Source organism: Pseudorhizobium sp. NPDC055634, assembly GCF_053618655.1.
Genome location: NZ_JBSHHW010000006.1, coordinates 222,033 through 248,575, shown reverse-complemented (window position 1 = coordinate 248,575; position 26,543 = coordinate 222,033). Strand labels below are relative to the sequence as shown.

The 26,543-nt window shown below is 63.3% G+C and carries 15 protein-coding genes; 11 read left to right on the top strand and 4 right to left on the bottom strand.

Annotation, left to right across the window (positions count from 1 at the left end; translation table 11 throughout):
- Positions 1 to 10: 10 nt before the first annotated feature.
- Together ACWGPT_RS12500 and ACWGPT_RS12495 are read left to right on the top strand one after the other, a co-directional pair.
- Entirely contained in the window at positions 11 to 1,444 is a 1,434-nt protein-coding gene (locus ACWGPT_RS12500; RefSeq protein ID WP_452605920.1) for an aldehyde dehydrogenase family protein, read from the top strand.
- Between the two features lie 39 nt (positions 1,445 to 1,483).
- Positions 1,484 to 2,455, top strand: a complete 972-nt coding sequence (locus ACWGPT_RS12495) for a threonine ammonia-lyase (protein WP_452605919.1) — start codon at positions 1,484 to 1,486, stop codon at positions 2,453 to 2,455.
- Positions 2,456 to 2,482: 27 nt separating this feature from the next.
- Here the strand turns inward: ACWGPT_RS12495 and ACWGPT_RS12490 are convergent, their stop codons facing one another.
- Positions 2,483 to 3,646 carry a M20 aminoacylase family protein gene (locus ACWGPT_RS12490; RefSeq protein ID WP_452605918.1) on the bottom strand — a complete coding sequence of 388 codons (1,164 nt, stop codon included), beginning with the start codon at positions 3,644 to 3,646 and terminating at the stop codon, positions 2,483 to 2,485.
- 318 nt (positions 3,647 to 3,964) lie between these two features.
- Here ACWGPT_RS12490 and ACWGPT_RS12485 point away from each other — a divergent pair, with 318 nt between their 5' ends.
- A complete protein-coding gene (locus tag ACWGPT_RS12485; RefSeq protein ID WP_452605917.1) occupies positions 3,965 to 12,469 on the top strand; it encodes a GH36-type glycosyl hydrolase domain-containing protein in 8,505 nt (2,834 codons plus the stop codon).
- 45 nt (positions 12,470 to 12,514) lie between these two features.
- Here ACWGPT_RS12485 and ACWGPT_RS12480 read toward each other — a convergent pair whose 3' ends face one another.
- The gene (locus ACWGPT_RS12480; protein ID WP_452605916.1) at positions 12,515 to 14,278 is read right to left on the bottom strand and encodes a glucan ABC transporter ATP-binding protein/ permease; all 1,764 of its coding nucleotides are present in this window, start codon (positions 14,276 to 14,278) and stop codon (positions 12,515 to 12,517) included.
- Between the two features lie 299 nt (positions 14,279 to 14,577).
- Between ACWGPT_RS12480 and ACWGPT_RS12475 the strand changes: the two genes are divergently transcribed.
- The 5 genes from ACWGPT_RS12475 (at position 14,578) to ACWGPT_RS12455 (ending at position 22,254) form a co-directional block, all read left to right on the top strand.
- Entirely contained in the window at positions 14,578 to 15,318 is a 741-nt protein-coding gene (locus ACWGPT_RS12475) for a helix-turn-helix transcriptional regulator (RefSeq protein WP_452605915.1), read from the top strand.
- Between the two features lie 102 nt (positions 15,319 to 15,420).
- Positions 15,421 to 18,882: a pyruvate carboxylase gene (gene pyc, locus ACWGPT_RS12470; RefSeq protein WP_452605914.1), complete on the top strand. Its 3,462-nt coding sequence runs from the start codon at positions 15,421 to 15,423 to the stop codon at positions 18,880 to 18,882.
- A 113-nt stretch (positions 18,883 to 18,995) separates the two neighbouring features.
- Positions 18,996 to 20,183 (top strand): MFS transporter, encoded by a 1,188-nt coding sequence (locus ACWGPT_RS12465; RefSeq protein WP_452605913.1) that lies wholly within the window; start codon positions 18,996 to 18,998, stop codon positions 20,181 to 20,183.
- Between the two features lie 95 nt (positions 20,184 to 20,278).
- Positions 20,279 to 21,529: a flavodoxin-dependent (E)-4-hydroxy-3-methylbut-2-enyl-diphosphate synthase gene (gene ispG, locus ACWGPT_RS12460; protein WP_452605912.1), complete on the top strand. Its 1,251-nt coding sequence runs from the start codon at positions 20,279 to 20,281 to the stop codon at positions 21,527 to 21,529.
- Positions 21,530 to 21,603: 74 nt separating this feature from the next.
- A complete protein-coding gene (locus tag ACWGPT_RS12455; RefSeq protein WP_452605911.1) occupies positions 21,604 to 22,254 on the top strand; it encodes an OmpA family protein in 651 nt (216 codons plus the stop codon).
- Positions 22,255 to 22,334: 80 nt separating this feature from the next.
- Here ACWGPT_RS12455 and ACWGPT_RS12450 read toward each other — a convergent pair whose 3' ends face one another.
- The gene (locus ACWGPT_RS12450) at positions 22,335 to 23,249 is read right to left on the bottom strand and encodes a polyprenyl synthetase family protein (RefSeq protein WP_452605910.1); all 915 of its coding nucleotides are present in this window, start codon (positions 23,247 to 23,249) and stop codon (positions 22,335 to 22,337) included.
- A 202-nt stretch (positions 23,250 to 23,451) separates the two neighbouring features.
- Here ACWGPT_RS12450 and mtgA point away from each other — a divergent pair, with 202 nt between their 5' ends.
- Together mtgA and rpmF are read left to right on the top strand one after the other, a co-directional pair.
- Positions 23,452 to 24,132 carry a monofunctional biosynthetic peptidoglycan transglycosylase gene (gene mtgA / locus ACWGPT_RS12445; protein ID WP_452605967.1) on the top strand — a complete coding sequence of 227 codons (681 nt, stop codon included), beginning with the start codon at positions 23,452 to 23,454 and terminating at the stop codon, positions 24,130 to 24,132.
- A 144-nt stretch (positions 24,133 to 24,276) separates the two neighbouring features.
- Positions 24,277 to 24,462 (top strand): 50S ribosomal protein L32, encoded by a 186-nt coding sequence (rpmF, locus tag ACWGPT_RS12440; RefSeq protein ID WP_003543812.1) that lies wholly within the window; start codon positions 24,277 to 24,279, stop codon positions 24,460 to 24,462.
- An 83-nt stretch (positions 24,463 to 24,545) separates the two neighbouring features.
- Here the strand turns inward: rpmF and phaR are convergent, their stop codons facing one another.
- Positions 24,546 to 25,121 carry a polyhydroxyalkanoate synthesis repressor PhaR gene (gene phaR / locus ACWGPT_RS12435; protein ID WP_452605909.1) on the bottom strand — a complete coding sequence of 192 codons (576 nt, stop codon included), beginning with the start codon at positions 25,119 to 25,121 and terminating at the stop codon, positions 24,546 to 24,548.
- Between the two features lie 237 nt (positions 25,122 to 25,358).
- On the opposite strand from phaR, the gene ACWGPT_RS12430 reads away from it, so the two are divergent.
- Positions 25,359 to 26,540: an acetyl-CoA C-acetyltransferase gene (locus ACWGPT_RS12430; protein WP_452605908.1), complete on the top strand. Its 1,182-nt coding sequence runs from the start codon at positions 25,359 to 25,361 to the stop codon at positions 26,538 to 26,540.
- Positions 26,541 to 26,543 lie beyond the last annotated feature (3 nt).

The following is a 26,543-nucleotide window of genomic DNA, read 5'->3' as shown; positions in this document are numbered from 1 at the left end:
GGAGCTGACCATGACCATCTATCAAAACCTCATCGCTGGCGAGTGGGTGGGCAGCGACGCCTCCAGCAACATCAGCCCCTCCGATACCAACGACGTCGTGGGTTCCTACGCCCAGGGCTCGGCCGAGGATGCAAAGCAAGCGATCGCCGCCGCCAAGGCAGCCTTCCCCAAGTGGTCCCAGTCGGGAATCCTCGAGCGTCACGGCATCCTGAAGAAGGCAGCCGACGAGATCCTGGCGCGCAAGGAAGAACTCGGCAAGCTTCTCGCCCGCGAAGAAGGCAAGACGCTTCCGGAAGCCATCGGCGAAACCATTCGTGCCGCCCAGATCTTCGACTACTTCGCCGGCGAAGCCCTTCGGCTGACGGGTGAAGTCCTGCCCTCCGCGCGGCCCGGGATCGGCGTCGAGATCACCCGCGAGCCGGTCGGCGTCATCGGCATCATCACGCCCTGGAACTTCCCGATCGCCATCCCGGCTTGGAAGATCGCCCCGGCGCTCTGCTACGGCAATACGGTCGTCTTCAAGCCGGCGGACCTCGTTCCGGGATGCGCCTGGGCAATCGTCGACATCCTGCATCGGGCCGGCCTGCCCAAGGGCGTCCTCAACCTCGTCATGGGCCGCGGCTCGGTCGTCGGCCAGGCCATGCTCGACAGCCCGGATCTCGCGGGCATCACCTTCACCGGTTCGACCGGCACCGGCAAGCGCGTTGCCCTTTCGTCCATCGAGCATAACCGCAAGTTCCAGCTGGAAATGGGCGGCAAGAACCCGATGGTGGTTCTGGACGACGCCGATCTCAACGTCGCCGTCGAAGCGGCAGCCAATTCCGGCTTCTTCTCTACCGGGCAGCGCTGCACTGCATCCTCCCGCCTCATCGTGACCGAGGGCATTCATGACAAGTTCGTCGCGGCGCTGACCGAAAGGCTCAAGACCCTGGTGGTCGACAATGCCCTGAAGCAGGGAACCCATATCGGACCGGTCGTCGACGAAAAGCAGCTTCAGCAGGACATGGAGTATATCGACATCGGCAAGAAGGAAGGCGCCAAGCTCGCCTTCGGGGGCGAGCGCATCGAGCGCGACACGCCCGGCTTCTACCTGCAGCCGACGCTCTTCACGGAAGCGACCAACCAGATGCGTATTTCCCGGGAGGAAATCTTCGGACCGGTTGCGAGCGTAATCCGCGTGAAGGATTACGACGAGGCGCTGGCTGTCGCCAACGACACTCCGTTCGGCCTGGCCGCCGGCATTGCCACGACCAGCCTCAAGTACGCAACGCACTTCAAGCGCAATGCCGAAGCCGGGATGGTCATGGTCAACCTGCCGACGGCAGGTGTCGATTTCCACGTACCCTTCGGCGGTCGCAAGGCGTCCTCCTTCGGTCCTCGCGAGCAGGGGAAATACGCGGCCGAGTTCTTCACTGTGGTGAAGACTGCCTATACGTTGCCCTGATCAACGGTGCCGGTTGTCGGCGCCTCAACAGGGCCCGACATGACCAGCATCCAGATGATCGAAGCCGCACGCGACCGCCTTTCCGGTCGGGTGCGGCGCACTCCCCTACTTTCCTCTCCTTTTCTCGACGAGATTGCCGGACGCCGGGTCTTCGTGAAGCCGGAGTGCCTCCAGCATACCGGTTCGTTCAAGTTCCGGGGCGCATGGTCTGCCATCTCTGGCCTGGAGCCCGCGGTCAGGGACAGGGGCGTGATCGCCTTCTCTTCAGGCAATCACGCCCAGGGCGTGGCGCTCGCGGCTAGGCTCCACAATATCCCCAGCCTCATCGTCATGCCGTCGGACGCCCCGCGCATCAAGATCTCCAATACCCGGGCCTTCGGCGCCGAGGTGGTTCTCTACGATCGCGCAACCGAGGACAGGGACGCGATCGGCGCCAGGATTTCGCAGGAGCGGGGCCTCACCCTCATTCGTCCCTTCGATGAACCGCTGGTCATTGCAGGCCAAGGAACCACAGGCCTGGAGATCGCCGAGCAGGCAAGGGAAGAAGGTATCGAGACGGCGGACGTGCTCGTCCCCGCAGGCGGAGGCGGCCTGGCATCAGGCGTTGCGCTCGCTCTAGAAGCAAAGGCACCCGGGCTAAGGGTCCGGACATGCGAGCCGGTCGGCTTCGACGACTTTGCCCGTTCGCTCGAGGCGGGAAGCATCCAGCGGAATGCCAGCCAGACGGGTTCGATCTGTGACGCCATCGTCACGCCGCAGCCCGGCAACCTGACATTCCCCATCCTCTCGCGCCTCGCCGGATCGGGGATTGCCGTCAGCGACGACGAGGCGCTCCAGGCGGCCGTGCTTGCCTTCACCCGGTTGAAGATCGCCGTCGAGCCGGGCGGCGCGGTTGCTCTGGCCGCCGCACTGTTCCACGGCGAGAGCCTCGGCGACACGGTGGTGGTGATCGCGTCGGGCGGCAACATTGACAGCGACGTGCTGGCCGAGGCCATCAGGCGATTCGGTTGAGCCGAGCCGCCTGACGGGTTGCTTCAGCTACTTTGCCGGAAGCCAGCTCTCGGCAAGTTCGACCCATAGGGCCGCGCCGATCGGAAGGACGTCGTCGTTGAAATCGAACCGCGGATGATGAAGCGGCGGATCCTTTTCCGTCCGCTTCGTTCCCAGGAAGAAGTAGCTTCCAGGCGTTTCGGCCAGCATGTAGCCAAAGTCCTCGCTTCCCATCATCGGGCGCTGGACGTCGTGTACCTTGTCCGCGCCGACTACCCGCCTCGCCACCTGGCGGGCGAACTCTGTCTCCGCCGCATGGTTGACGGTCGGCTCGTAGCCGCGCTCGTACTCAATGGTCACCGACATTCCGTAGCTTGCCGCCTGGCCTTCGGCCACCGAGCGGATGCGCTCTTCCAGCAGGTCGCGAACCTTCGGGTCAAAGGACCGGATCGTCAGCAGCATTTCCGCCCGTTCCGGAATGACATTGCTCGCCTGGCCGGCATGGAAGGCGCCGACCGTCACGACGGCGGGGTCAAGCGGATGCAGGTTGCGCGACACCACGGTCTGAAGCGCCATGATAATGCTCGCACCCGCAATGATGGGGTCGGCCGTCTCCTGGGGCTCGGCGCCGTGGCCACCCCGGCCGTTGACGACGATGCGGCATTCGTCGACCGCCGCCATGATCGGGCCGTCGCGCAGGTAGACTTCGCCGAAGGCAAGGCTCGGATCATTGTGAAGGGCAAACACGGCATCACAGGGAAAGCGCTCGAAAAGCCCGTCCTCGATCATCAGCCGGGCGCCGCCGAAGTTTTCTTCGGCCGGCTGGAAGATCAGGTGGATGGTGCCGTCGAAGTTGCGCCTCTCGGCCAGCAGCCGGGCTGCGCCGAGGAGCATGGTCATGTGGCCATCGTGGCCGCAGGCGTGCATCAAGCCCTCGGTCTTACTGGCATGGGCCGCGCCCGTTTCCTCGAGGATCGGCAAGGCGTCGATATCAGAACGGATGCCCACCGAGCGGTTGCTCGTGCCGTTTCGCAGCGTCGCCACGAGCCCGGTCTTCGACAACCCCCTGGTGACTTCATATCCGAGGGTCGTCAGCATTTCCGCGAGGTAATCGGAGGTTCCATATTCCGACAGTCCGAGTTCCGGATGCTGATGGAGATGATGCCGGATCGCCACCAGCTCCGGCATGTCGTTAGGGATATGGATCGTCATACTTCTCTTGCCTTCGTGAAACGATTACGCCCCTGCCGGGGTCACCGAGACCCCATACCACGGCCATCCGCCAAGGTAAGCCCTTGGGCATGCGGCGCACTGACCATTCACGCTGCGTTCAGCCATTGCCTCCTAGAGAGCAAACAGCACAAATCCCTCTTCAGGCAGCCGCTGTTTGCAAAATCCATACTCCCCCCTATTTTCCCCGGTCTCGGAGACTTTCTGGTCCTCTGGGTGCCATGATCGGCACGAAGACGAACGAACTTTCCGGCAGGCATGCGCCCCGCGGCTCCAGATCGAAGCATAGACAGAAGAACCATGTCTTTTCACAGTACTCCGTCGACCTCCGTCCGCGACCCCGACGTCAAGCAGATCGATCACAATGATACGATCCGCGCGGCCTACATGAAGAACGAGGAACTGCGGGATCTGGGCCAGGCCTTCGGACGCGACGAACTGCAGCGCCTTCCCGAGTTCGCGCCCTTCGAGTTCTACGGGCGCCACCGCTCGAACGAAAAGGACATCCTTCGGGTTTACCGGACGATCGCCGCCGACGTCGATGCGGGCGCGGCCATTACCCCGGCCGCCGAGTGGCTGATCGACAATCACTATATCGTCGAGGAGGCCATCCAGGAGGTCCGGCGCGATTTTCCGCGCCGGTTCTATCGCCAGCTTCCCAGGGTGACGATCGGCGGCCACGCCATGCCGAGGGTGATGGCGCTGGCCTGGCTCTATGTCGCCCATACCCACAGCACCGTCTCCAAGGAAGCGCTGGCGGCGCTCGTCGAGGGGTTCCAGGAGACCGAGCCGCTTCAGATCGGGGAATTGTGGGCGCTGCCGTCCATCCTCCGCTTCGTGCTGATCGAGAACTTGCGCCGGATCGCCGTGCGGGTGGACAAGTCGCGACGCATGCGGATCAGGGCAAACGAACTGGCGGACCGGATCATCCGGCTGAACGACGAAGATGCAAGCGCCGGCGTCCTGAAGGACATGGAACCCTTCGCGGCGGACCACACCTTCGCGACACAGTTCTTCTACCGGCTTCGCAATGCCTCCCAGACATCCAGCTTTGCGGTGTCCTGGCTGGACGAACGGCTGCAGAAGGCCGGCACGGATGCCGAAGAGGTCATGATGGCGGAGCACAACCGCCTTGCCTCCGGCAACGTGACCATGGGCAATATCATCAAGAGCCTGCGCGAGATCGACGACACGGAATGGAGCGTCTGGTTCGAGGACGTGTCGCATGTCGACCGGATCTTCCGCGAAAGGTCGGACTACGAGGAGCTCGATTTCGGTTCCCGAAACAGCTACCGCAACCGCGTGGAGCAGTTGGCCCGCCGCTCGGAGAAGACCGAGATCGAGGTGGCCCGGACGGCCATCGAGCTTGCCGCCGACGAAGACCGTGGCGGTGCAGGCGAGGGTGAAAACAATATCGGCGCCTTCCTCGTCGGACGCCGCCGGAAGCAGCTAGAGGCCGTCGTCGGCTACAGGCCGCCCCTCCTGCAGCGCAGTGTCCGCCAGATCAGGCGCCTCCATTGGCTGGCCGTGGCCATTCCGGTTATCGCGCTGACGCTTCTCGCCATGGCCGTGGTCGGCTGGTTCCTCTCCGATGCCGGAATGCCTGGACCGCTGATCGCGCTGTTCCTCGTGATGTTCGCGCTGCCGGCTTCGGAGGGAGCGACCGGGCTCTTCAACACTCTTGTCACCTATTTCGTGAAGCCTGCCCGGCTTGTCGGCTACGAGTTCAAGGATGGCATCCCCGAGGATGCCAGGACGCTCCTCGCCGTGCCGTGCATGCTCACCAACCGTGACACCGTCGACGAACTCGTCCGCAACCTCGAAGTGCACTATCTGGCAAACCCGCGCGGCGAAATCTGTTTCGCGCTGGTCAGCGACTGGAAGGACAGCCAGGTCGAGGAAGCCCCGGAGGATATCGAGATCCTCGAATATGCGAAGCGGGAGATTGCCGGTCTCGCGCGCAAATATGCCTTCGACGGCCGCACGCGCTTCTTCCTTCTCCACCGGCGGCGGCTGTTCAATCCCGGCGAAGGCGTGTGGATGGGCTGGGAGCGCAAGCGCGGCAAGCTGCATGAACTCAACCTGCTTCTGCGCGGCGACAAGGACACGAGCTTCCTGCCGGGCGCGAACACGGTTCCCGACGGCATCCAGTATGTGATGACGCTGGATTCCGATACCAGGCTGATGCGCGACGCAGTCACCAAGCTGGTCGGCAAGTTGCACCATCCGATCAACCGCCCGGTTCACGACCCGCAAACCGGGCGCGTTGTCGAGGGCTACGGCATCCTTCAGCCGCGGGTCACGCCGTCGCTGACCACGGGCAAGGACGCCTCGGTGTTCCAGCGGGTGTTCTCCGTGGGCCGGGGTCTCGATCCCTACGTCTTCACCGTATCCGACGTTTACCAGGACCTCACCGGCGAGGGGACCTTCACCGGCAAGGGGCTCTATCACATCGATGCGTTCGAGCGGGCCATCAAAGGCCGCATCGACGAGAATTCGGTTCTCAGCCACGACCTGCTGGAAGGCTCCTTCGCGCGATGCGCGCTCGTCACGGATGTGGAACTGGTCGAGGACTTTCCGACGCGCTACGAGGTCGAGGTTTCCCGCCAGCATCGCTGGGCGCGAGGCGACTGGCAGTTGCTGCCCTATATCCTCGATCCGGCCCGTGGCGTCACGGCGCTCGGCCGCTGGAAGATGGTCGATAACCTGCGCCGGTCGCTGACCCCGATCGCCTGGTTCTTCGCCTCCGTCCTCGGCTGGTACTTCTTCGAGCCGCTCGGTGCGCTGGTCTGGCAGATCTTCCTGATCTTCCTGCTCTTCGTCGCGCCGACGCTGTCGCTGGTCACCGGCCTTCTCCCGCGAAGCCGGGACATCGTTCCCCGGGCCCACTTCTATTCCGTCTGGTCGGAAATCCGCTCCGCCAATGCCCAGGTCGCGTTGCGCGTCGTCTTCATCGCAGACATGGCCTGCCTGATGACGGACGCGATAGGCCGTTCGCTCTACCGCCTCTTCGTCAGCCGGAAGCTGATGCTGGAGTGGAAGACCGCCGCCAGCATCCAGTCGAGCGCCCAGGGCAGTCCCGCCGACTACTACAAGCAGATGTGGCATGCGCCGACAATTGCCGTCTTCAGCCTTGTCCTGGCGGCGATCCCAGGCGACAACGCCTTCCTGGTCGGCTTGCCGTTCGCGGTCTTGTGGATACTGTCGCCGCTGGTCGCCTGGTATGTCAGCCAGTCCGCCGAGACCGAAGATCAGCTGTTCGTTCCCGACGACGTCGCCACCGAACTCCGGCAGATCTCCCGCCGCACCTGGCGGTATTTCGACACTTTCGTCACGGCGGAGGAAAACTACCTGCCGCCGGACAATTTCCAGGAGCGACCGGAGCCCGTCGTGGCCCGCCGGACGTCGCCGACGAATATCGGCGTCTATCTGCTGTCGACGGTTTCGGCCCGCCAGTTCGGCTGGATCAGCTTCGCCGAGACGATCGAGCGGCTCGAGCAGACGATCGGTACGGTCTCGAAGATGGAAAAGTACCGCGGCCACCTGGTCAACTGGTACCACACGGACACGCTTGCACCGCTCGGACCGAAGTACATATCCTCCGTCGACAGCGGTAACCTTGCCGGCCACCTGATAGCAATCTCATCGGCCTGCAGGACATGGGGCGAAGCGCCCTCCGCGCACCTGCAATCGAGCCTCGACGGCGTCGGCGACGTCGCGGGCATCCTGTCCCTGGCACTGAAGGCTCTCCCGGACGACCGCAAGACGGTCCGCCCGCTTCGGAGACGGTTAGAGGAGCGGGTCAACGGCTTCGGGAATGCCTTGGCGGCCGTCAAGCGCGAGCACGAGTTCGCGTCGATCCGGATCATCAATCTTGCCGTTCTGGCCCGCGACATCCAGAAACTCGCGGTTAATCTCCATCATGAAACGCAGTCTGCGCAGAGCGAGGAGCTGCTCTACTGGTCGAACGAACTGGTGGAGGTCTGCGAGGCGCACATCTCCGACAGCGTTTTCGATCACGCCACGATCGAGCCGCTTCGCAGGCGGCTTATCACTCTCGCGGACACGGCCCGCGACATCGCCTTCAGCATGGACTTCACCTTCCTGTTCCGGAAGGACCGCCGGCTTCTCTCCATCGGATACCGGCTCGACGGCAACGAACTGGACGAGGCCTGCTACGACCTCCTTGCGTCCGAATGCCGCCTGACCAGCCTCTTTGCGATCGCCAAGGGCGACCTGCCCAACGAGCACTGGTACCGGCTGGGACGACAGGTAGTGCCGATCGGCGCCCAGGGCGCCCTCGTATCCTGGTCGGGTTCGATGTTCGAATACCTGATGCCGCCGCTCGTGATGCAGGAGCGGCAGGGCGGTATCCTGAACCAGACCAACAACCTCGTCGTCAGGGAGCAGATCGCGCACGGGCGCCGTCTGGGCACGCCCTGGGGCATATCCGAAGCGGCCTTCAACGCCCGCGATCATCTCCTGAACTATCAGTATACCAACTTCGGCGTGCCGACGCTTGGTCTCAAGCGCGGCCTTGGCCAGAACGCGGTCATTGCGCCCTATGCGTCCATCCTCGCCAGCCAGTACGACCCGCTGGCGGCGCTCAGCAACCTTCAAAATCTTCAGAAGCTCGGAGCGCTGGGACGTTACGGCTTCCACGACTCGGTCGATTTCACGCCGACCCGCGTGCCCGCGGGGTCGCGGTGCGCTGTCGTCTACAATTATTATGCGCACCACCACGGGATGTCGATCGCGGCGATCGCCAACGTCGTCTTCAACGGCTATCTCCGCGAACTCTTCCATGCGGATCCCGTCATCGAGGCTGCCGAACTCCTGCTGCAGGAAAAGGCGCCGCGTGACGTTCCGGTGATGAGTGCCAAGTACGAGGAGACGCCCGGCAGAGGCCGTTCCGAACTGCTGCGGCCGGAAATCCGGACCCTTGAAAACCCGGCCTTCCGTGATCGCGAGATCGCGCTCCTTTCAAACGGCCACTACTCCGTCATGCTGACGGCGACCGGGTCCGGAACCTCCCGGTGGAACGGGCAGGTCGTCTCCCGGTGGAAGGCGGATCCTACGGAAGACCGGTGGGGCCAGTTCATCTTCCTCCGTGACACGGCGAAGGGCGAATGGTGGTCGACGACCGCCGAACCGCGGCGCGCCGAAGGCGAAGTCGCCAGGACCATGTTCGGCGACGACAAGGTCGAGTTCCACAAGACCGTGGGCAGTCTGACCAGTGTCGTTGAATGCATTGTCGCTAGCGAGCACGACGCGGAAGGGCGGCGCGTCACCTTGATGAATACCGGCGACGAGGATCGCTTCATCGAGGTCACCTCCTATCTCGAACCGGTTCTGGCCATGGAGGACGACGACAACGCTCATCCCGTTTTCTCGCGGATGTTCGTACGCACCGAGATCGGCAAGCGCGGCGACGTCATCCGTGCCTGGCGAAACAAGCGAACCCCGAACGATCCGGACATGATGGTCGCCCATCTGGCGGCCGACAATGCCGGCTCCTCGCGGCCGACAGAGTTCGAGACGGATCGACGCAAGTTCCTCGGGCGGGGCCGAAGCCTGGCGGAAGCCGCAGCCTTCGACAGGGATGCAGCCCTCTCGGGCAGCGATGGCTTCACGCTCGATCCGATCATGTCGCTTCGGCGTGTGGTCCGCGTTCCCGCGGGCAAGAAGATCGCCATGATCTTCTGGACCATCGCCGCACCGAAGCGCGAGGAGCTCGACCAGGCGATAGAACGCTACCGCCATCCGGATGCCTTCGCTCACGAGCTTGTCCAGGCGTGGACCAGGACCCAGGTCCAGATGCGGCACCTGGGGGTAACCTCGCAGCAGGCAGCCAGCTTCCAGCATCTGGCGCGCTACCTGATCTATCCGGACATGCATCTCCGGTCGGACCAGGAAACACTGCTTTCGGGCCTGCAGCCGCAGTCGGCGCTTTGGCCGATGGCGGTCTCCGGCGATTATCCGATGTTCGTGCTGCGCATCAACGATGACATGGACGTGGGCGTCGCCAAGGAAGCCGTGAGCGCCCAGGAATACCTCCGCTCGCGCGGCGTGATCGCCGACCTCGTCATCATCAACGAGCAGGCCTCCTCCTATGCGCAGGAAATGCAGCATGCGCTGGAGAGCATCACCGAAGCCCTGCGCCGCGCAGGCCAGGCGGAATCCGGACGCGCGCATGTGTTCGTGCTGCGCCGTGACCTGATGGACGACGAGACGTTCGGCGCGATCCTCTCGGCCGCGCGGGTTGTCCTTCACGCCCGAAACGGCAAGCTGATCGACCAGATCAACCGCGCCGTCTCGCTGTTCTCGACTCCCGTCGATGCGGCGATCCACCAGCCGTCGCTGGTGGCCCTGGCGGAACGGGATATGGCTGCCCCGCAGGCGGAAGGCCCGGAGCTTGAGTTCTGGAACGGGTTCGGCGGGTTCGACAAGGGCGGAAGCGAGTATGTGGTCCGCCTCCGGGGTGCCAGCAAAACTCCGCAACCCTGGATCAATGTCATCGCCAACGAGCGGTTCGGCTTCCATGTGGCGGCAGAGGGCGGCAGCTATACCTGGGCGCAGAATTCGCGCGACTACCAACTGACACCATGGACGAACGATCCGGTCGTGAACCGGCCGAGCGAAGCGTTCTACATCCTCGACCGTGACAGCCGCGCCGTGGTCACGCCCTTCTCCGCGCTTACAAGACAACCGGACGCGCTGTTCGAGGCACGTCACGGACTTGGCTATTCCAGCTTTTCCACGGATCAGGAGGATCTCGAGGTTACGCTGACGCAGACGGTCGACCAACAACGTCCGGTCAAGCTTTCGTCGCTGCGGGTGCGCAACCAGGGTTCGACACCGCGGGAACTTCGGGTGTTTGCCTATGCGGAATGGCTGCTCGGCAACAATCCGGCCCGCAGCCGTCCCTATATCGTGACGAGCCATGATGAAGAGACAGGCGCGGTGCTGGCGACGAACAGGTTCAACACCTCCTATCGCCGCCACGCTTTCCTTGGTGCGAACACCGAAGTCTCCAGCTTCACCGGGAGCCGTCGCGATTTCATCGGACGCTTCGGGTCGATCGTATACCCGTCCGCGCTGTCCTCCGACGACAATCTGAGCGGTTCGGTGGGAGTGGACGGCGATCCCTGCGGTGCGATCGCCTGCGACATACGGCTTGCACCCGGTGAGGAGAAGGAGATCGTCTTTGTCCTCGGGGATGCCGAAACATCGGAGGAGGCCGTCGCGCTGTTGCGCGAACTACAGGCCGAGGACTTTGCGAAGATACTCGACGAAACGAGGGGCCATTGGCGGGGCTTCACGGGCAGGCTGTCCGTCAAGACACCCGACCGCGCTTTCGACACCATGGTCAACCACTGGCTCCCATACCAGGCGTTCGGATGCCGGATCACGGCACGCAGCGCCTTCTATCAGGCCAGTGGGGCCTACGGTTTCCGTGACCAGTTGCAGGATACGCTGGCCTTCCTCGCCCAGCAGCCATCGCTCGCGCGCCAGCAGATACTCTCGGCCGGGTCGCGACAGTTTCCCGAGGGAGACGTGCAGCATTGGTGGCTGCCGCAAGGGGGCGCCGGCGTGCGCACCCGGATCGCCGACGACGTGGTGTGGCTCGCTTACGCGGCAAACGAATATATCCGGGCGACGGGCGACGTCGGTATTCTCGACGAGGAGCTTCCCTTCATCGAGGGGCCCATGCTGGAGGAAAACCAGCACGACCTGTTCTTCGAACCGACGGTGACGCCGCAGACGGCCAGTCTCTACGAACACGCGGCCCGTGCTTTGGACCTGGCGGTAAGCCGGACCGGCGAACACGGATTGCCGCTGATGCTCGGCGGGGACTGGAACGACGGTATGAACCGTGTGGGCATCGGCGGAAAGGGGCAAAGCGTCTGGCTCGGCTGGTTCCTTCTCGGCACGCTTGCGGAATTCGAAACTCATGCGCGCAAGCGGGGAGACGTCTCCCGCGCCGAACACTGGTCGCAGCATGCCGCGCGCCTCAAGGAGGCGCTGGAAAGCGCCGGCTGGGACGGCGCGCACTACCGGAGGGGTTACTTCGACGACGGCTCGCCGCTCGGCTCGTCGCAGAGCGATGAGTGCCGTATCGACTCGATTTCGCAGTCATGGAGCGTTCTCTCCGGCGCCGGAGACCCAGCCCGTTCGGCTCAGGCGATGGACGCCGTCCTCTCCGAGCTTGTCGACGAGAACGGCATCATCCGGCTGTTCACGCCTCCCTTCTCGCAGGCCGCGGTCGATCCCGGCTACATCAAAGCCTATCCGCCGGGCGTCAGGGAAAACGGCGGCCAGTATACCCATGCGGCGACATGGGTCGTGCTGGCCCTGATCCGTCTCGGACGCACGGAGGATGCATGGCGTTGCTTCAACCTCCTCAACCCGATCCATCATGCGCGGGACCCGGAAGCCGCGGAGCGTTATCGCGTCGAACCCTATGTGGTGGCAGCCGATGTCTATGGCGCCGGCGATCTTGCCGGACGGGGCGGATGGACCTGGTACACCGGCTCGGCGGGGTGGCTCTACCGCGTGGCGGTGGAAGGTATCCTCGGCATCCGTCGGGAGGCGGGGCGCCTTCTCGTCCAGCCGGCGATACCCGCGGAGTGGCCGGGGTATTCGGCGCAGGTTCTGATCGACGACGTCCGTTGCGACGTCCTCGTCGAGAGGCGGGAAGGGGCGCTTTCGATTTCCGTCAACGGCAAGGTCGTGGACGGCCAGGAGGGGATACTCCTGTCGGAGATTTCCGGGGCGAAGGTTCGCCGGCCGGTCACCGCATGACGTAAAAAGATAAGGCCCCGCGAAGGGGCCTTATCTGACAGTTTCTCAGGCCTGAACCGCGGGCTTGTGGTAACTCGATTCGTCCTCGGTCAGGATGCCGCTGGTGCGAAGCAGCGCGGTGAAGCGACCTCCGCTGCGGCTCAGTTCATCGAACGTACCGATTTCCGCGATGCGGCCATTGTCGAGGAAGATCACCTTGTCGGCATCCCTCACCGTCGAGAGACGGTGGGCGATGATGAAGGTGGTGCGGTTTTCCCGAAGGCGGTCGATTGCAGCCTTGACCCGCGCCTCGGTCTCGACGTCGAGGGCGCTGGTAGCTTCATCGAGGACCAGGATGGGTGCGTTCTTGAGGATGGCGCGCGCGATGGCAATTCGCTGGCGCTCCCCGCCCGAAAGGCGATTACCGCGCTCTCCGACCGACGTGTCGTAGCCGGTGAGCCGGCTCTCGATAAAGTCCGTTGCGGCGGCTGCTTCCGCCGCCCGGGTGATCTCTTCCTCGGTGGCGCCTTCGCGGCCGAGCCGGATGTTCTCGCTGATGGAGCGGTTGAGAAGGCCGGCATCCTGGAAAACGGTGGCGATCGAGTGGCGAAGCGAGCGCCGCGTCACGGTCGAAATATCGACCCCGTCGATCAGAATCTTTCCCTCCTTCGGATCGTAGACCCGCTGCAAAAGATTGACGAGCGTGGTCTTGCCCGCTCCGGTGGGCCCGACGATCGCGACCGTTTCTCCGGCCTTGGCCTGGAACGAAACGTCGTGAATACCCTGCGCGGTGCTGGCGAAGTCGAAGGAGACGTTGCGGAATTCGACGGTGCCGCGGACATTCGTCAGTTCGGCCATGCCCGCCGGTTCCTCGCGCTCCTGGACCGAATCCTCCAGGATGAAGAATTCCTCGAGCTTTGCGCGCGCTTCGAAGATCTGGGTCGCGAACTGCCGCATCTGATCCAGACGACCGATCAGCAGATTGGCGAAGCCGATGAAGGCGATCACGTCGCCGACCCGCAATTCTCCCTGCTGGACGAGGATGGTACCGATGATCAGGATCACCATCATCGAGACGGTGGAGGCCGTCCGGTTGAGGGCACTCGCAAGCGCCCACCAGTCGAGGACCGGATATTGTGCGGCAAGAAGGTTCTTGGTGTAGTCCTGCAGGGCCCGGGTCTCGGCCTCTATCCGGTTGTAGCTGTGAAGGACGGAGACGTTGCTGATCGAATCGCTCACATGCGAAAAGACGTTGTGGTAGTGCCCTTCGACTGAAGCCTGCCCTTCCTTGGTGCGGTTCATCACCATCTTGCCGATCATCCAGTAGCTGATGCTGAGCAGCACCAGGACGATGCTCATCCGGACATCCATCGAGAAGGCAGTCGGGATGAGGAGGAGCAGGGCCACCGCGGTGGCAAGATGGGTCCGCATGAATTCCAGCCAGAGGCCGAAGAGGGTCTCGCTTGCTCTCAGCAAGGTATGCAGGGCATTGGAAGTGCCTCGCTGGTGATGCCATGCGAGAGGCATCGACACGATGCGCCCGAAGGCCTCGCTGAGGAGGGAGGCACGGCGTCCGTGCGCCAAGCGGTCGGCCTCACGAGCCACGAGAACATAGGCGACAGTGTTGAAGACGCCGAAACCGGCCCAGAGCATCAGGATGCCGGTGACCTCGCCTCCCGAGGAGATTGCATCGATGATCCGGCCGAACAACACCGGTTCGGCAATCGTGATTACCGCAAGCACGATGTTGGCTATTACCACCACGGCAACGCGGAAGCGATTCTCCGCTAGATATTTCAGCGCTCTTGTGTAGACTTGGAACAGCGTCACTTGCCGCTATCCTTTCCTGATATTGTCTTCATCTTCGGTTCGAAGCCGAAATTGTCGCCAAGCCTTAACTGCAGCAGCATGAAGGCCGGCTGAACAAGCGATGAAAAATTGAAAAAAGTTCTTCTTTGGTGGCCGGGGAACCGAAGGCCGTTGATCCGGTTGTCTAGTCGTCAGCACTTTGTAACAGGCGAAATCTAACGGTTGGAATTCAACCGTTGATAACTATAACCTTATGAAGATCAACACCTGCGGGAGATTCGCAACCTTAAGCAGGTAATCGCATTGAGCTGGGGGCAGCTTTGAGTGTTCATCTGATTGTGCAACTTCTGGTCCTTGCAGGCGAAGCCAAGTCTGCAGGAGAATTGGTAGACCAGTTCGAGACCCTTCTGGGGTCGTACAAGTTCAACTTCTACGAACTGTCACTCCGCGCGAAGCCGGAAACGGGCGAGTCCGAGCATATACTTGCCGCCCGGATGCCGGAGAACTGGCGCCAGGTTTATGCCGCGAAGCGATACGGGCTCGTCGATCCCGTCGCTCGAACGCTGCTTGTCGCCCAGCGTCCCTTCCGCATGCGGGACGCCGTCTCCCTTATGCGCAACGATCCGCGTCGCGCCCGCCTTCAGCGACTGGCACAGGATGCCGCGCGCCACGGTATGGTCGACGGTTATGTCTTCCCCATACACGGGCGAAACGGTCTGATGGGGAGCATGTCGATCAGTGGCCAGCCGGTTGACCTTTCGCCGGTGGAGATCAGCCTTTTCGACACGGCGGCAAAGCGGATGATGTGGCGGCTCCTCGAATTGCGTGGCGCGGCATCCGAGCACGAAGTGCAGGAACCCAATAACGTCCCGCTCACCCGCCGCGAGATGGAGGTCATCTCCCATCTGACGCAGGGACTGACCTCGCCCGAGATCGCCCGGACGCTGCAGATTTCCAGCCATACCGTCGACTGGTATATCAACGGCCTGCAAGACAAGATGAAGGCGCGCAACCGCCAGCACGTGGTGGCGCTCGCCCTTCGCAAAGGCATTGTCATCTAATTTCAGATGTTCCCGGCGACGGGCAAATTGAACTTCTTCGCTTAAGCCGCTATTGCTCTCTTCGCAGTGCAGCAACGGCCGCGGTGATGGAGGAGATCTACCTTGCCCATATCCAAGATACTTGTCGCCAATCGTTCCGAGATTGCCATTCGCGTGTTTCGCGCGGCGAATGAGCTGGGCATCAAAACGGTTGCGATATGGGCCGAGGAAGACAAGCTGTCGCTCCACCGGTTCAAGGCGGACGAAAGCTACCAGGTTGGCCGCGGTCCACATCTGGAGCGGGACCTCGGTCCGATCGAGAGTTACCTTTCCATCCCCGAAATCATCCGCGTCGCCAAGCTGTCGGGCGCCGATGCCATCCATCCCGGCTACGGGCTGCTTTCGGAAAGCCCGGAATTCGTCGAGGCCTGCAACGAGGCAGGGATCATCTTCATAGGCCCGACGGCCGATACGATGCGCAAGCTCGGCAACAAGGTAGCCGCCCGCAATCTTGCGGTATCCGTCGGAGTGCCGGTGGTGCCGGCGACGGAACCGCTTCCCGATGACATGGCCGAGGTCGCGCGGATGGCGGCTGCGGTCGGCTACCCGGTCATGCTCAAGGCATCGTGGGGCGGCGGCGGTCGCGGCATGCGGATCATCCGCTCCGAGGCGGACCTCGCCAAGGAGGTGATGGAAGCGAAGCGCGAGGCAAAGGCTGCCTTCGGCAAGGACGAGGTCTATCTCGAGAAACTGGTCGAGCGGGCGCGGCACGTGGAAAGCCAGATCCTCGGCGACACGCACGGCAACGTCGTGCACCTCTTCGAGCGCGACTGCTCCATCCAGCGCCGCAATCAGAAGGTCGTGGAGCGCGCACCGGCTCCCTATCTCACCGAGGCGCAACGGCAGGAACTCGCCGACTATTCGCTGAGGATCGCCCGCGCCACCAACTATATCGGGGCCGGCACGGTCGAGTACCTGATGGATGCCGATACCGGCAAGTTCTACTTCATCGAGGTCAATCCGCGGATCCAGGTGGAGCACACGGTCACGGAAGTGGTGACCGGCATCGATATCGTGAAGGCGCAGATCCACATCCTGGAGGGTGCCACGATCGGAACGGCGGAGTCCGGCGTACCGCGGCAGGAGGACATCCGCCTCCACGGGCACGCGCTGCAGTGCCGGATCACGACCGAGGACCCGGAGCAGAATTTCATTCCCGATTACGGGCGGATCACGGCCTACCGCTCGGCTGCCGGCTTCGGCATCCGTCTGGACGGCGGAACGGCCTACAGCGGCGCGATCATCACCCGGTACTACGATCCCCTGCTGGTCAAGGTGACGGCTTCGGGCAGTACGCCGGAGGAGGCCATCAGCCGCATGGACCGCGCCCTGCGCGAGTTCCGTATCCGGGGCGTCGCGACAAACCTCACCTTCCTCGAGGCCATCATCGGCCATCCGAGCTTCCGCGACAATTCCTACACGACGAAGTTCATCGACACGACGCCGGAACTGTTCACCCAGGTAAAGCGGCAGGATCGCGCGACGAAGCTTCTCACCTATCTGGCGGACGTGAGCGTCAACGGCCATCCTGACGTCAAGGGTCGGCCGGTTCCTGCGCCGCAGGCTGCCAAACCCGTGGTCCCCTATACCGACGGTCCCGTTCCGGACGGGACGAAGCAGATGCTCGACCGGCTGGGGCCGCAGAAATTTGCCGAGTGGATACGCGGTGAAAGCCGTGTCCTGATGACCGATACCACGATGCGCGACGGCCACCAGTCGCTGCTGGCGACCCGCGTCCGTACCCATGACATTGCGCGCATTGCCGATGTCTATGCGCGGACACTTCCCGATCTCTTCTCGCTGGAATGCTGGGGCGGCGCCACCTTCGACGTTTCGATGCGCTTCCTGACCGAGGATCCGTGGGAACGCCTGTCGCTGGTTCGCGAAGGCGCTCCGAACCTTCTCCTGCAGATGCTGCTGCGCGGCGCCAATGGCGTGGGATACAAGAACTATCCCGACAATGTCGTGAAGTATTTCGTCCGTCAGGCAGCCCGCGGCGGGATTGACGTCTTCCGCGTCTTCGACTGCCTCAACTGGGTCGAGAACATGCGGGTCGCGATGGATGCGGTTCAGGAGGAGAACCGGATCTGCGAGGCAGCCATATGCTACACGGGCGACATCCTCGATGCCGCGCGTCCGAAGTACGATCTCAAATACTACACGTCCCTTGCGGAGGAACTGGAGAAGGCCGGCGCCCACATCATCGCCGTCAAGGACATGGCAGGGCTCCTGAAGCCGGCTGCCGCACGCGTCCTTTTCAAGGCGCTGCGGGAGACGACCGATCTGCCGATCCACTTCCACACGCATGATACCTCCGGCATTTCCGCCGCAACCGTGCTCGCAGCCGTCGAAGCGGGCGTGGACATCGTCGATGCCGCCATGGACGCATTCTCCGGCACCACGTCCCAGCCCTGTCTCGGTTCGATTGTCGAGGCGCTTTCGGGCACCGCGCGTGACCCGGGCCTCGATCCGGAATGGATCCGCCGCATCTCCTTCTACTGGGAGGCGGTTCGCAACCAGTACGCGGCATTCGAGAGCGATCTCAAGGGGCCGGCATCGGAAGTCTATCTGCACGAAATGCCCGGCGGGCAGTTCACCAACCTGAAGGAGCAGGCGCGCTCGCTCGGGCTTGACGCGCGCTGGCATCGCGTCGCGCAGACCTATGCGGATGCAAACCGGATGTTCGGCGATATCGTCAAGGTGACGCCGTCCTCCAAGGTGGTCGGCGACATGGCGCTGATGATGGTGAGCCAGGACCTGACGGTCGCGGATGTCGAGAACCCGGAAAAGGACATCGCCTTCCCCGATTCGGTCGTTTCAATGCTCAAGGGCGATCTCGGGCAACCCCCGGGCGGCTGGCCGGAGAACCTGCAGAAGAAGGCGCTCAAGGGCGAAAAGGCATATACGGAGCGACCCGGTGCGCTGCTTGCCGATGCCGATCTTGACGGGGAGCGGGCAGATATCGAGGCCAGGCTCGAGCGTTCGGTCACGGATTTCGAGTTTGCCTCCTACCTCATGTATCCCAAGGTGTTCACGGAGTTTGCCCAGGCGCTCGAAACCTACGGCCCCGTCTCCGTCCTGCCCACGCACGCCTATTTCTACGGTCTCGCGGACGGCGAGGAACTGTTCGCGGAAATCGAACGGGGCAAGACACTGGTGATCGTAAACCAGGCGACCAGCGGCACAGACGAGAAGGGGATGGTCACCGTCTTCTTCGAACTGAATGGCCAGCCCCGCCGCATCAAGGTGCCGGACCGGATGCACGGTGCCTCCGGATCGGCGACCCGGCGGAAAGCCGATGCCGCCGATCCCAATCAACTGGGTGCGCCGATGCCAGGCGTCATCTCCACGGTGGCGATCTCGGCGGGGCAGTCGGTGAAGGCCGGCGACGTGCTGCTGTCGATCGAGGCGATGAAGATGGAAACGGCGCTTCACGCGGAGCGGGACGGCGTCGTGTCGGAACTCCTGGTCAAGGCTGGGGACCAGATCGACGCCAAGGACCTTCTCATCGTCTATGGTGGGTAGGCTTCTCACGGGCATCGTTTCTCCAAAACAAAATGTGTGACGCCGCAGGCAAGGTCGCGGCTTGCTATTTCAATCGATTGAAATACATCTCGCGTAACAACGGGGTTGAATGAATGGATATGGACCAAGGCAAGGCGGCGGGGACGCGGCGGGTATACATCACGCGGGAACGTGCAGGCGTCGCGCTTCTTTTCCTGATGAACGGCTTCCTGGTCGGGGCCTGGGCGCCGAAGATACCGGAGTTCGCCAGCCGGCTCGGACTGTCGGAAGGCGCACTGGGGATGATGATCCTCGTCTTCGGCCTCGGCTCGCTGGTCATGATGCCGATCGCCGGTGCCCAGATTGCACGCTACGGGTCCAGCACCGTGTCCCGCGTTACGGCACTGCTCGTCGTGCCGACGCTTCTGTTTCTCACCTGGGTGGGGCAGATCTGGTCGGGTGCCATCGCCATATTCATTTTCGGCGGGCTTATCGGCGCCATGGACGTCGCGATGAACGCCAATGCCGTCGCCGTCGAAAAGCACATGCGGCGCGCGATCATGTCCTCCTGCCACGCCTTCTGGAGCCTTGGCGGGCTTCTCGGTGCGGCGAGCGGCGGTTTCCTGATCGAGCGAATGGGCGTCTCCAGCCACGCGGTCCTCGTCACCATCGCGGCCGCCCTGATGCTTGCCGTCGCATGGCCCTTGGTGCTTCGCGATACTCCGCATCCGGAAGAGGTCCATGAACGGTTGCGGCTGCCGCGCAATGCGCTGCCGTGGCTTCTCGGGCTGATGGCCCTGTTCTGCATGATCCCCGAGGGAGCGATCATCGACTGGAGCGCACTCTACCTTCGCCAGGAACTCGGTTCGTCGGTCACCGCATCAGGATTCGCGTTTGCGGCCTTCTCGCTGACAATGGCAATCATGCGCTTTGCGGGTGACCTCGTCCGCGATCGTTTCGGGGCCGTGAGAACGCTTCGCGTCTGCGCCGTCATATCCGTTACGGGCCTGCTGGTCGCCGGGATGGCCCCGGACGAAAGCGTGGCGATCCTCGGCTTCGCGCTTGCCGGCATCGGCATCTCGAACCTCGTGCCGATCGTTTTCTCGGCGGCCGGAAACCTGCCCGGCCTGCGGCCGGGCGTCGGGCTCTCCGTGGTCACGACCATGGGCTATTCGGGCATCCTTCTTGCACCTTCCGCAATCGGCTTCATTGCCGAATACAGCGGACTGGCCGTAATCTTCGCCGCACTTTCGGTCCTGCACCTCGTGGTGCTGGTGCTGTCGCCGCTTGCTCGCCATGCCGACGGGGTGCGCCACGACTGAAATCGCGCGGCCGACCTCGGCAGAGGTCTGCGCGAGGTTGACATTGGCCGGGGCATCCTCCACCTGAATGACAGGTTTTCAGACGCGAGAGCTCCATGTCCACACCGCTTGAATATGATCCGAAGCCACGCCGTGCGACCGTGGCCGTCGATGTGGGCGGTGTGATCGTGGGCGGCGGCGCACCGGTCGTCGTCCAGTCCATGACCAATACCGATACGGCAGACATCGACGCAACCGTGGCGCAGGTCGCGGCTCTTCACAGGGCGGGATCGGAAATCGTGCGCATCACCGTCGATCGCGACGAAAGCGCCGCTGCGGTGCCGAAGATCCGCGAACGTCTCCTGCGCCTCGGCCTGGACGTGCCGCTGGTGGGGGATTTCCACTATATCGGCCACAAGCTCCTCGCGGATCATCCCGCCTGCGCGGAAGCGCTTGCCAAGTATCGCATCAATCCGGGCAATGTCGGGTTCAAGGACAAGAAGGACAAGCAGTTCGGCGACATCATCGAGATGGCGATCCGCTACGACAAGCCGGTTCGCATCGGCGTCAACTGGGGTTCGCTCGACCAGGACCTGCTGACGACGCTGATGGACCGCAACGCGGTCGAGGGCTCGCCGCTTTCGGCCCGACAGGTCATGCACGAGGCGATCGTCCAGTCGGCACTCATCTCGGCCGAACTCGCGGAAAGCATCGGCCTGCCGCGCAACCGCATCATCCTGTCGGCGAAGGTCAGCCAGGTGCAGGATCTGATCGCCGTCTATTCCATGCTGGCGGAGCGCTCGAACCATGCGCTCCATCTTGGCCTTACCGAGGCAGGCATGGGCTCCAAGGGCATCGTCGCCTCATCGGCGGCCATGGGATATGTGCTGCAGCACGGGATCGGCGACACGATCCGCGTATCGCTGACGCCCGAGCCGAACGGCGACCGGACCCGCGAGGTGCAGGTTGCCCAGGAACTCCTTCAGGTCATGGGCTTTCGCCAGTTCATCCCCGTCGTGGCGGCCTGCCCGGGATGCGGCCGCACCACGTCGACCGTCTTCCAGGAGCTTGCCCAGCGCATCCAGGAAGACATCCGCAAGAACATGCCGCTCTGGCGGGAGAAATACCCCGGTGTGGAAGCGCTCAATGTCGCGGTGATGGGCTGCATCGTCAACGGGCCGGGCGAAAGCAAGCATGCCGACATCGGCATTTCGCTGCCGGGCACCGGCGAGAGCCCAGCGGCACCGGTTTTCATCGATGGCCAAAAGGCGCTGACCCTGCGCGGTCTCGATATCGCGGCGGACTTCGAAAAGCTGGTGATCGAATATATCGAACGACGCTTCGGGCACCGTTCCGCTGCCGAATGAAGCACTCTGTCCCGTTATCGCCGTAATCTGTGGTAAATGACCCCCTACCACAGAAGACGGGGACATCGATTCGGATGATCAAGAAACTTGCATTTGTCGCGCTTGCGGCCACCTATCTTTCCGCCTGCACCACGACCGATCCCTATACGGGCCAACAGAAGGTCTCCAACACCACCGGTGGAGCCGCCATCGGTGCGGGTCTCGGTGCACTCACCGGGCTTGCCATCGGCGGTGACGGCAAAGGTGCGCTGATCGGCGCCGCGGTCGGCGGTCTCGCCGGCGGCGCGATCGGCAACTACATGGACCAGCAGGAAGCGGAACTGCGTGCGCAGCTGCAGGGAACCGGGGTTTCGGTGACCCGCATGGGAGACCGGATCGTGCTCAACATGCCGTCCAACGTCACTTTCGCGACGGACCAGGACCAGGTGATCCCGCCCTTCTATCCGACGCTGGATTCGGTCGCCATTGTGCTGAACAAGTTCAATCGCACGCTGATCGACGTCAACGGCCATACGGATTCGACCGGCAGCCTTGCGCACAACCAGGGCCTGTCCGAGCGGCGTGCCGCATCGGTCGCGAACTACCTGGCAAGCCGAGGTGTCGACCAGCGGCGCGTGTCCACGCTCGGCTTCGGGCCTTCGCAGCCGGTCGCTTCGAACGCGACGCCGGAAGGCCGGGCGCAGAACCGGCGCGTGGAAGTGTTGATAGCTCCGATCACCCGATAAAGTGTTACGCCTGCCGGCCTCTTGCGGGAGGGCGGCAGGCGTTTCTCATCCTTCAGGCAGGGTCGGTCGCTGAGCCGTCTTCAGCTCTTGCGATCTGCTATGAACCGGGCCGTCTGCTGCAACATGGCCGCCCGCGGACCGAAGGGCGCCAGGAGGCTGATCGCCTCCTCCGTCAGGGCCGCCAGCCGTTCTTCCGCCCATTCAGGACCTTTCAGCGCCACCAGCGTGGCCTTGCCCCTTGCGGCGTCCTTGCCGGTCGCCTTGCCCATCGTGGCCGCATCGGCCGTGACGTCGAGGAGGTCGTCTGCCAGCTGGAAGGCAAGTCCGATCTTCTGTCCGAAGGTCCTGAGGCGCTGGCGGTCTTCGGTGTCCGAACCGGCAATGATGGCGCCCGCCTCGCATGCGAAGCGCAGCAGGGCGCCCGTCTTCATGGCCTGCAGCGTCTGGATCGCATCTTCATCGGGAACCGATTTTTCCGCGGCAAGATCGAGCGACTGGCCGCCGGCCATGCCGCCGACGCCCGATGCGCGCGACAGCGCCAGCACGAGCTGGACCTTCTGCTGGTCCGCAAGCCGTGTCTCCGGCGCCGCAATGATGTCGAAGGCATAGGTCAGCAGGCTGTCCCCTGCCAGGATTGCCGTAGCCTCGTCGAAAGCCCGGTGGACGGTCGGCTTGCCGCGGCGGGTGTCGTCATTGTCCATGGACGGAAGGTCGTCGTGGATCAGCGAGTAGCAATGCACGCATTCCAGCGCGCAGCCCACTCGCGCCGCCACCTGCGGATCGCCTCCAAGAAGCGCCGAACTCTCCTGTACGAGGAAGGGCCGCAGCCGCTTGCCCCCGTCGAGAGTGCCATGCCGCATGGCCGCGAGCAGCGGCGTGGGGCGGGCGATTTCGTCGGGCAGGCAGTTGCCGGAAAGCAGAGAGACCAGAAGCGCTTCCGTCCGCTTGGCGCTCTCGCCCAGATGCTGTTCGAAGTCAGAGGTCGATATCGTCATCCCGGCTGTTTGGCACGGGTCGTGGGCAACTTCAACGCCGCCGCCTTGCTCGCCCGCAACTTTCGGTCAATCCGCCTCGGTCAATCACTGGCCTTTGGCAGCGCCAAACGTTAAGAAGCGACTGACCCGAGAGGCTAAATTGGACGTCAGGCCGGAGCAACAGGCAGGAGAGGGAGGGGAAGGCTTGCATCGCAGCCGACGGATGCCGTTTGCCGGCCTCCTGCGCCGAGTGATCCTCATTGCGCTGGCGGTACTGGCAGTCCCCTACGTGCTCATCCTGGCATATGCGCCCCCGGTCGTGCATCCCGTATCGACCCTCATGTTGTCGGACCTGGTCACGCTGAAGGGCTATGATCGCCGGTGGGTCAGCCTCGATGACATTTCTCCCAACCTCGTCCGCTCGGTGATGATGTCGGAGGACGGACAGTTCTGTCGCCATGGCGGCATCGACTGGGGGGAGATGAAGGCGGTCGTGGAGGGGGCGCTCGATGGGGAGAGCACACGTGGCGCGAGCACCATCCCCATGCAGACCGTCAAGAACCTGTTCCTCTGGAACGGCCGCTCCTTCGTTCGCAAGGCGCTGGAGATGCCGCTGGCGATCGTCGCGGACTTCGTGTGGTCGAAGCGGCGGATGATGGAGGTCTATCTCAACGTGGCGGAATGGGCTCCGGGCGTCTACGGGGCGGAGGCCGCCGCCCAGCATCATTTCGGTGTGCCAGCGAGCGACCTTACGCGGCGTCAGGCGGCGCTGCTGGCCGCGGCGCTTCCCAACCCCGCGACCCGCGTCGCCGGAAAGCCGGGCCCGGGCATGCGACGCATTGCCGGCGTCGTCGAGCGACGGGCGCGGAATGCGGGCGAATACGCGACCTGCATCTATCAGTAGGGCCCGGCGGAAATTTTGCGCCGGGGACTGGTCAAGGGGGTGATCAGCATGTATAAGCCGGCCGAATTTCCGAGATTAAAGGATGTCCAGTTCGGCTAAAGTTCCGGCCGGGGATCATGCCTTGCACGAAGTGGAGTAACGAGAATGGCTGTACCTAAGAGAAAAACAAGCCCTTCGAAACGCGGTATGCGCCGTTCGGCCGACGCGCTGAAGGCACCGACCTATGTCGAGGACAAGAACTCCGGCGAACTTCGCCGTCCGCATCACATCGACCTGAAGACCGGCATGTATCGCGGTCGCCAGGTGCTGACGCCGAAGGAAAGCGCATAAGCGCTTCTTGCGGATCCAAAGAAAACAGGCCGGGCAACCGGCCTTTTTTTGTGCCAGGTCGGGCGAGCACCAGGCGCCCGCCTCTACAGCTTGTCCAGCCTGTTCTGAAGGTTGCGGAGCTGTTCCTTCAGTTCCTCGATATCCTTGGATTCCGATTTCTTGGGGGCGCCGCCCGCAGCCTCGGCGCCGAATGGCGAGAACATCTGCATTGCCTGGCGGAACATATCCGTATTGCGCCGGACCTGTTCTTCCATCAACTGCATCGGGGCCTGCAGGTTCTTCGTGAGAGGGCTCTCGCCGAAGGCCCTGGTCATCTGTTCGCGCATCTGTGCCTGCTGGTCGGTGAAGGCCTGCATCGAATGCTCGAGGAAGGTCGGCACGACCATCTGCATCTGGTCTCCGTAATACGAGATCAGCTGGCGCAGGAAGGAGATCGGCAAGAGCGTGTTGCCCGTCTTGGATTCCTGCTCGAAGATGATCTGCGTCAGGACCGAGTGGGTGATGTCCTCCCCCGTCTTGGCGTCCTGAACGAGGAATTCCTCGCCTTTCTTGACCATCTTCGCGAGGTCTTCCAGCGTTACGTAGGTGCTGGTGCCGGTGTTGTAGAGACGTCGGTTGGCGTATTTCTTGATGACTGTCTCGCCTTCGGTCTTGGCCATTCTTCCTCTCCTCGCTCCGCGCAGGCTCCCGCATGAAGAGCTGTCCCGTTTCAAATGTAAGCCCAAACGAAGCAGCCTGACAATTTGTTTTTGTGCGCCGCACGGACAGCAATTTGCTGCGCAAAAAGAAGCTCCATTCTCCTTCTTTCCTTTCGGGAAAGGCTCATTCAGAGCTGTTTGACTTCACAGGGAAGCTTTGCCACTGTCTCGACAAAACAGAACGACGAGGAGACGTCCGTGACCAGCCATTCCATCGTAATTGCGTCGGCCGCCCGAACCGCCGTCGGATCCTTCAACGGCGCTTTCGCCAACGTGCCGGCGCATGAACTGGGCGCTGCGGCGATCGCCGGCGCGCTCGGTCGCGCCGGGGTCGAGGCCGCGGAAGTGGACGAAGTTATCCTTGGGCAGGTCCTGCCGGCGGGCGAAGGGCAGAACCCGGCACGTCAGGCCGCGATCAAGGCCGGCGTTCCCAAGGAAGCGACCGCCTGGGGCGTCAACCAGCTTTGTGGTTCGGGTCTTCGCGCGGTAGCGCTTGGCATGCAGCAGATCGCTCTCGGCGATGCCAGGATCGTCGTCGCCGGCGGCCAGGAATCGATGTCCATGGCCCCCCACTGCGCTCACCTGCGCAATGGCGTCAAGATGGGCGACATGAAGATGATCGACACGATGATCAAGGACGGGCTGACGGACGCCTTCTATGGTTACCACATGGGTATCACGGCCGAAAACGTGGCCCGCCAGTGGCAGCTGTCCCGCGATGAGCAGGACCAGTTCGCCGTGCAGTCGCAGAACAAGGCGGAAGCCGCCCAGGCCGCAGGACGGTTCAAGGACGAGATCGTCCCGTTCGTCGTAAAGGGTCGCAAGGGCGATGTCACTGTCGATGCCGACGAGTATATCCGCGCCGGGACCACCTTCGACAACATGGCGAAGCTTCGGCCGGCGTTCGACAAGGATGGCACCGTGACCGCCGGCAACGCGTCCGGCATCAACGATGGCGCCGCCGCGGCTGTCCTGATGACCGAGGAAGAGGCGGGTCGGCGGGGTATCCAGCCGCTCGTGCGGATCGTTTCCTGGGCAACGGCCGGGGTGGATCCTCAGATCATGGGAACCGGGCCCATTCCGGCGTCGAGGAAGGCGCTGGAAAAGGCAGGGTGGAAGGCCCAGGACCTGGATCTGGTGGAGGCGAACGAGGCGTTCGCCGCCCAGGCCTGCGCCGTCAACAAGGAACTCGGCTGGGATACGGCGATCGTCAACGTCAATGGCGGGGCGATCGCCATCGGTCATCCGATCGGAGCCTCGGGTGCCCGTATCCTCAACACACTGGTCTTCGAGATGAAGCGGCGCGGCGCGCGCAAGGGCCTCGCAACGCTCTGCATCGGCGGTGGCATGGGGGTTGCCATGTGCCTTGAGGCGATGTGACGG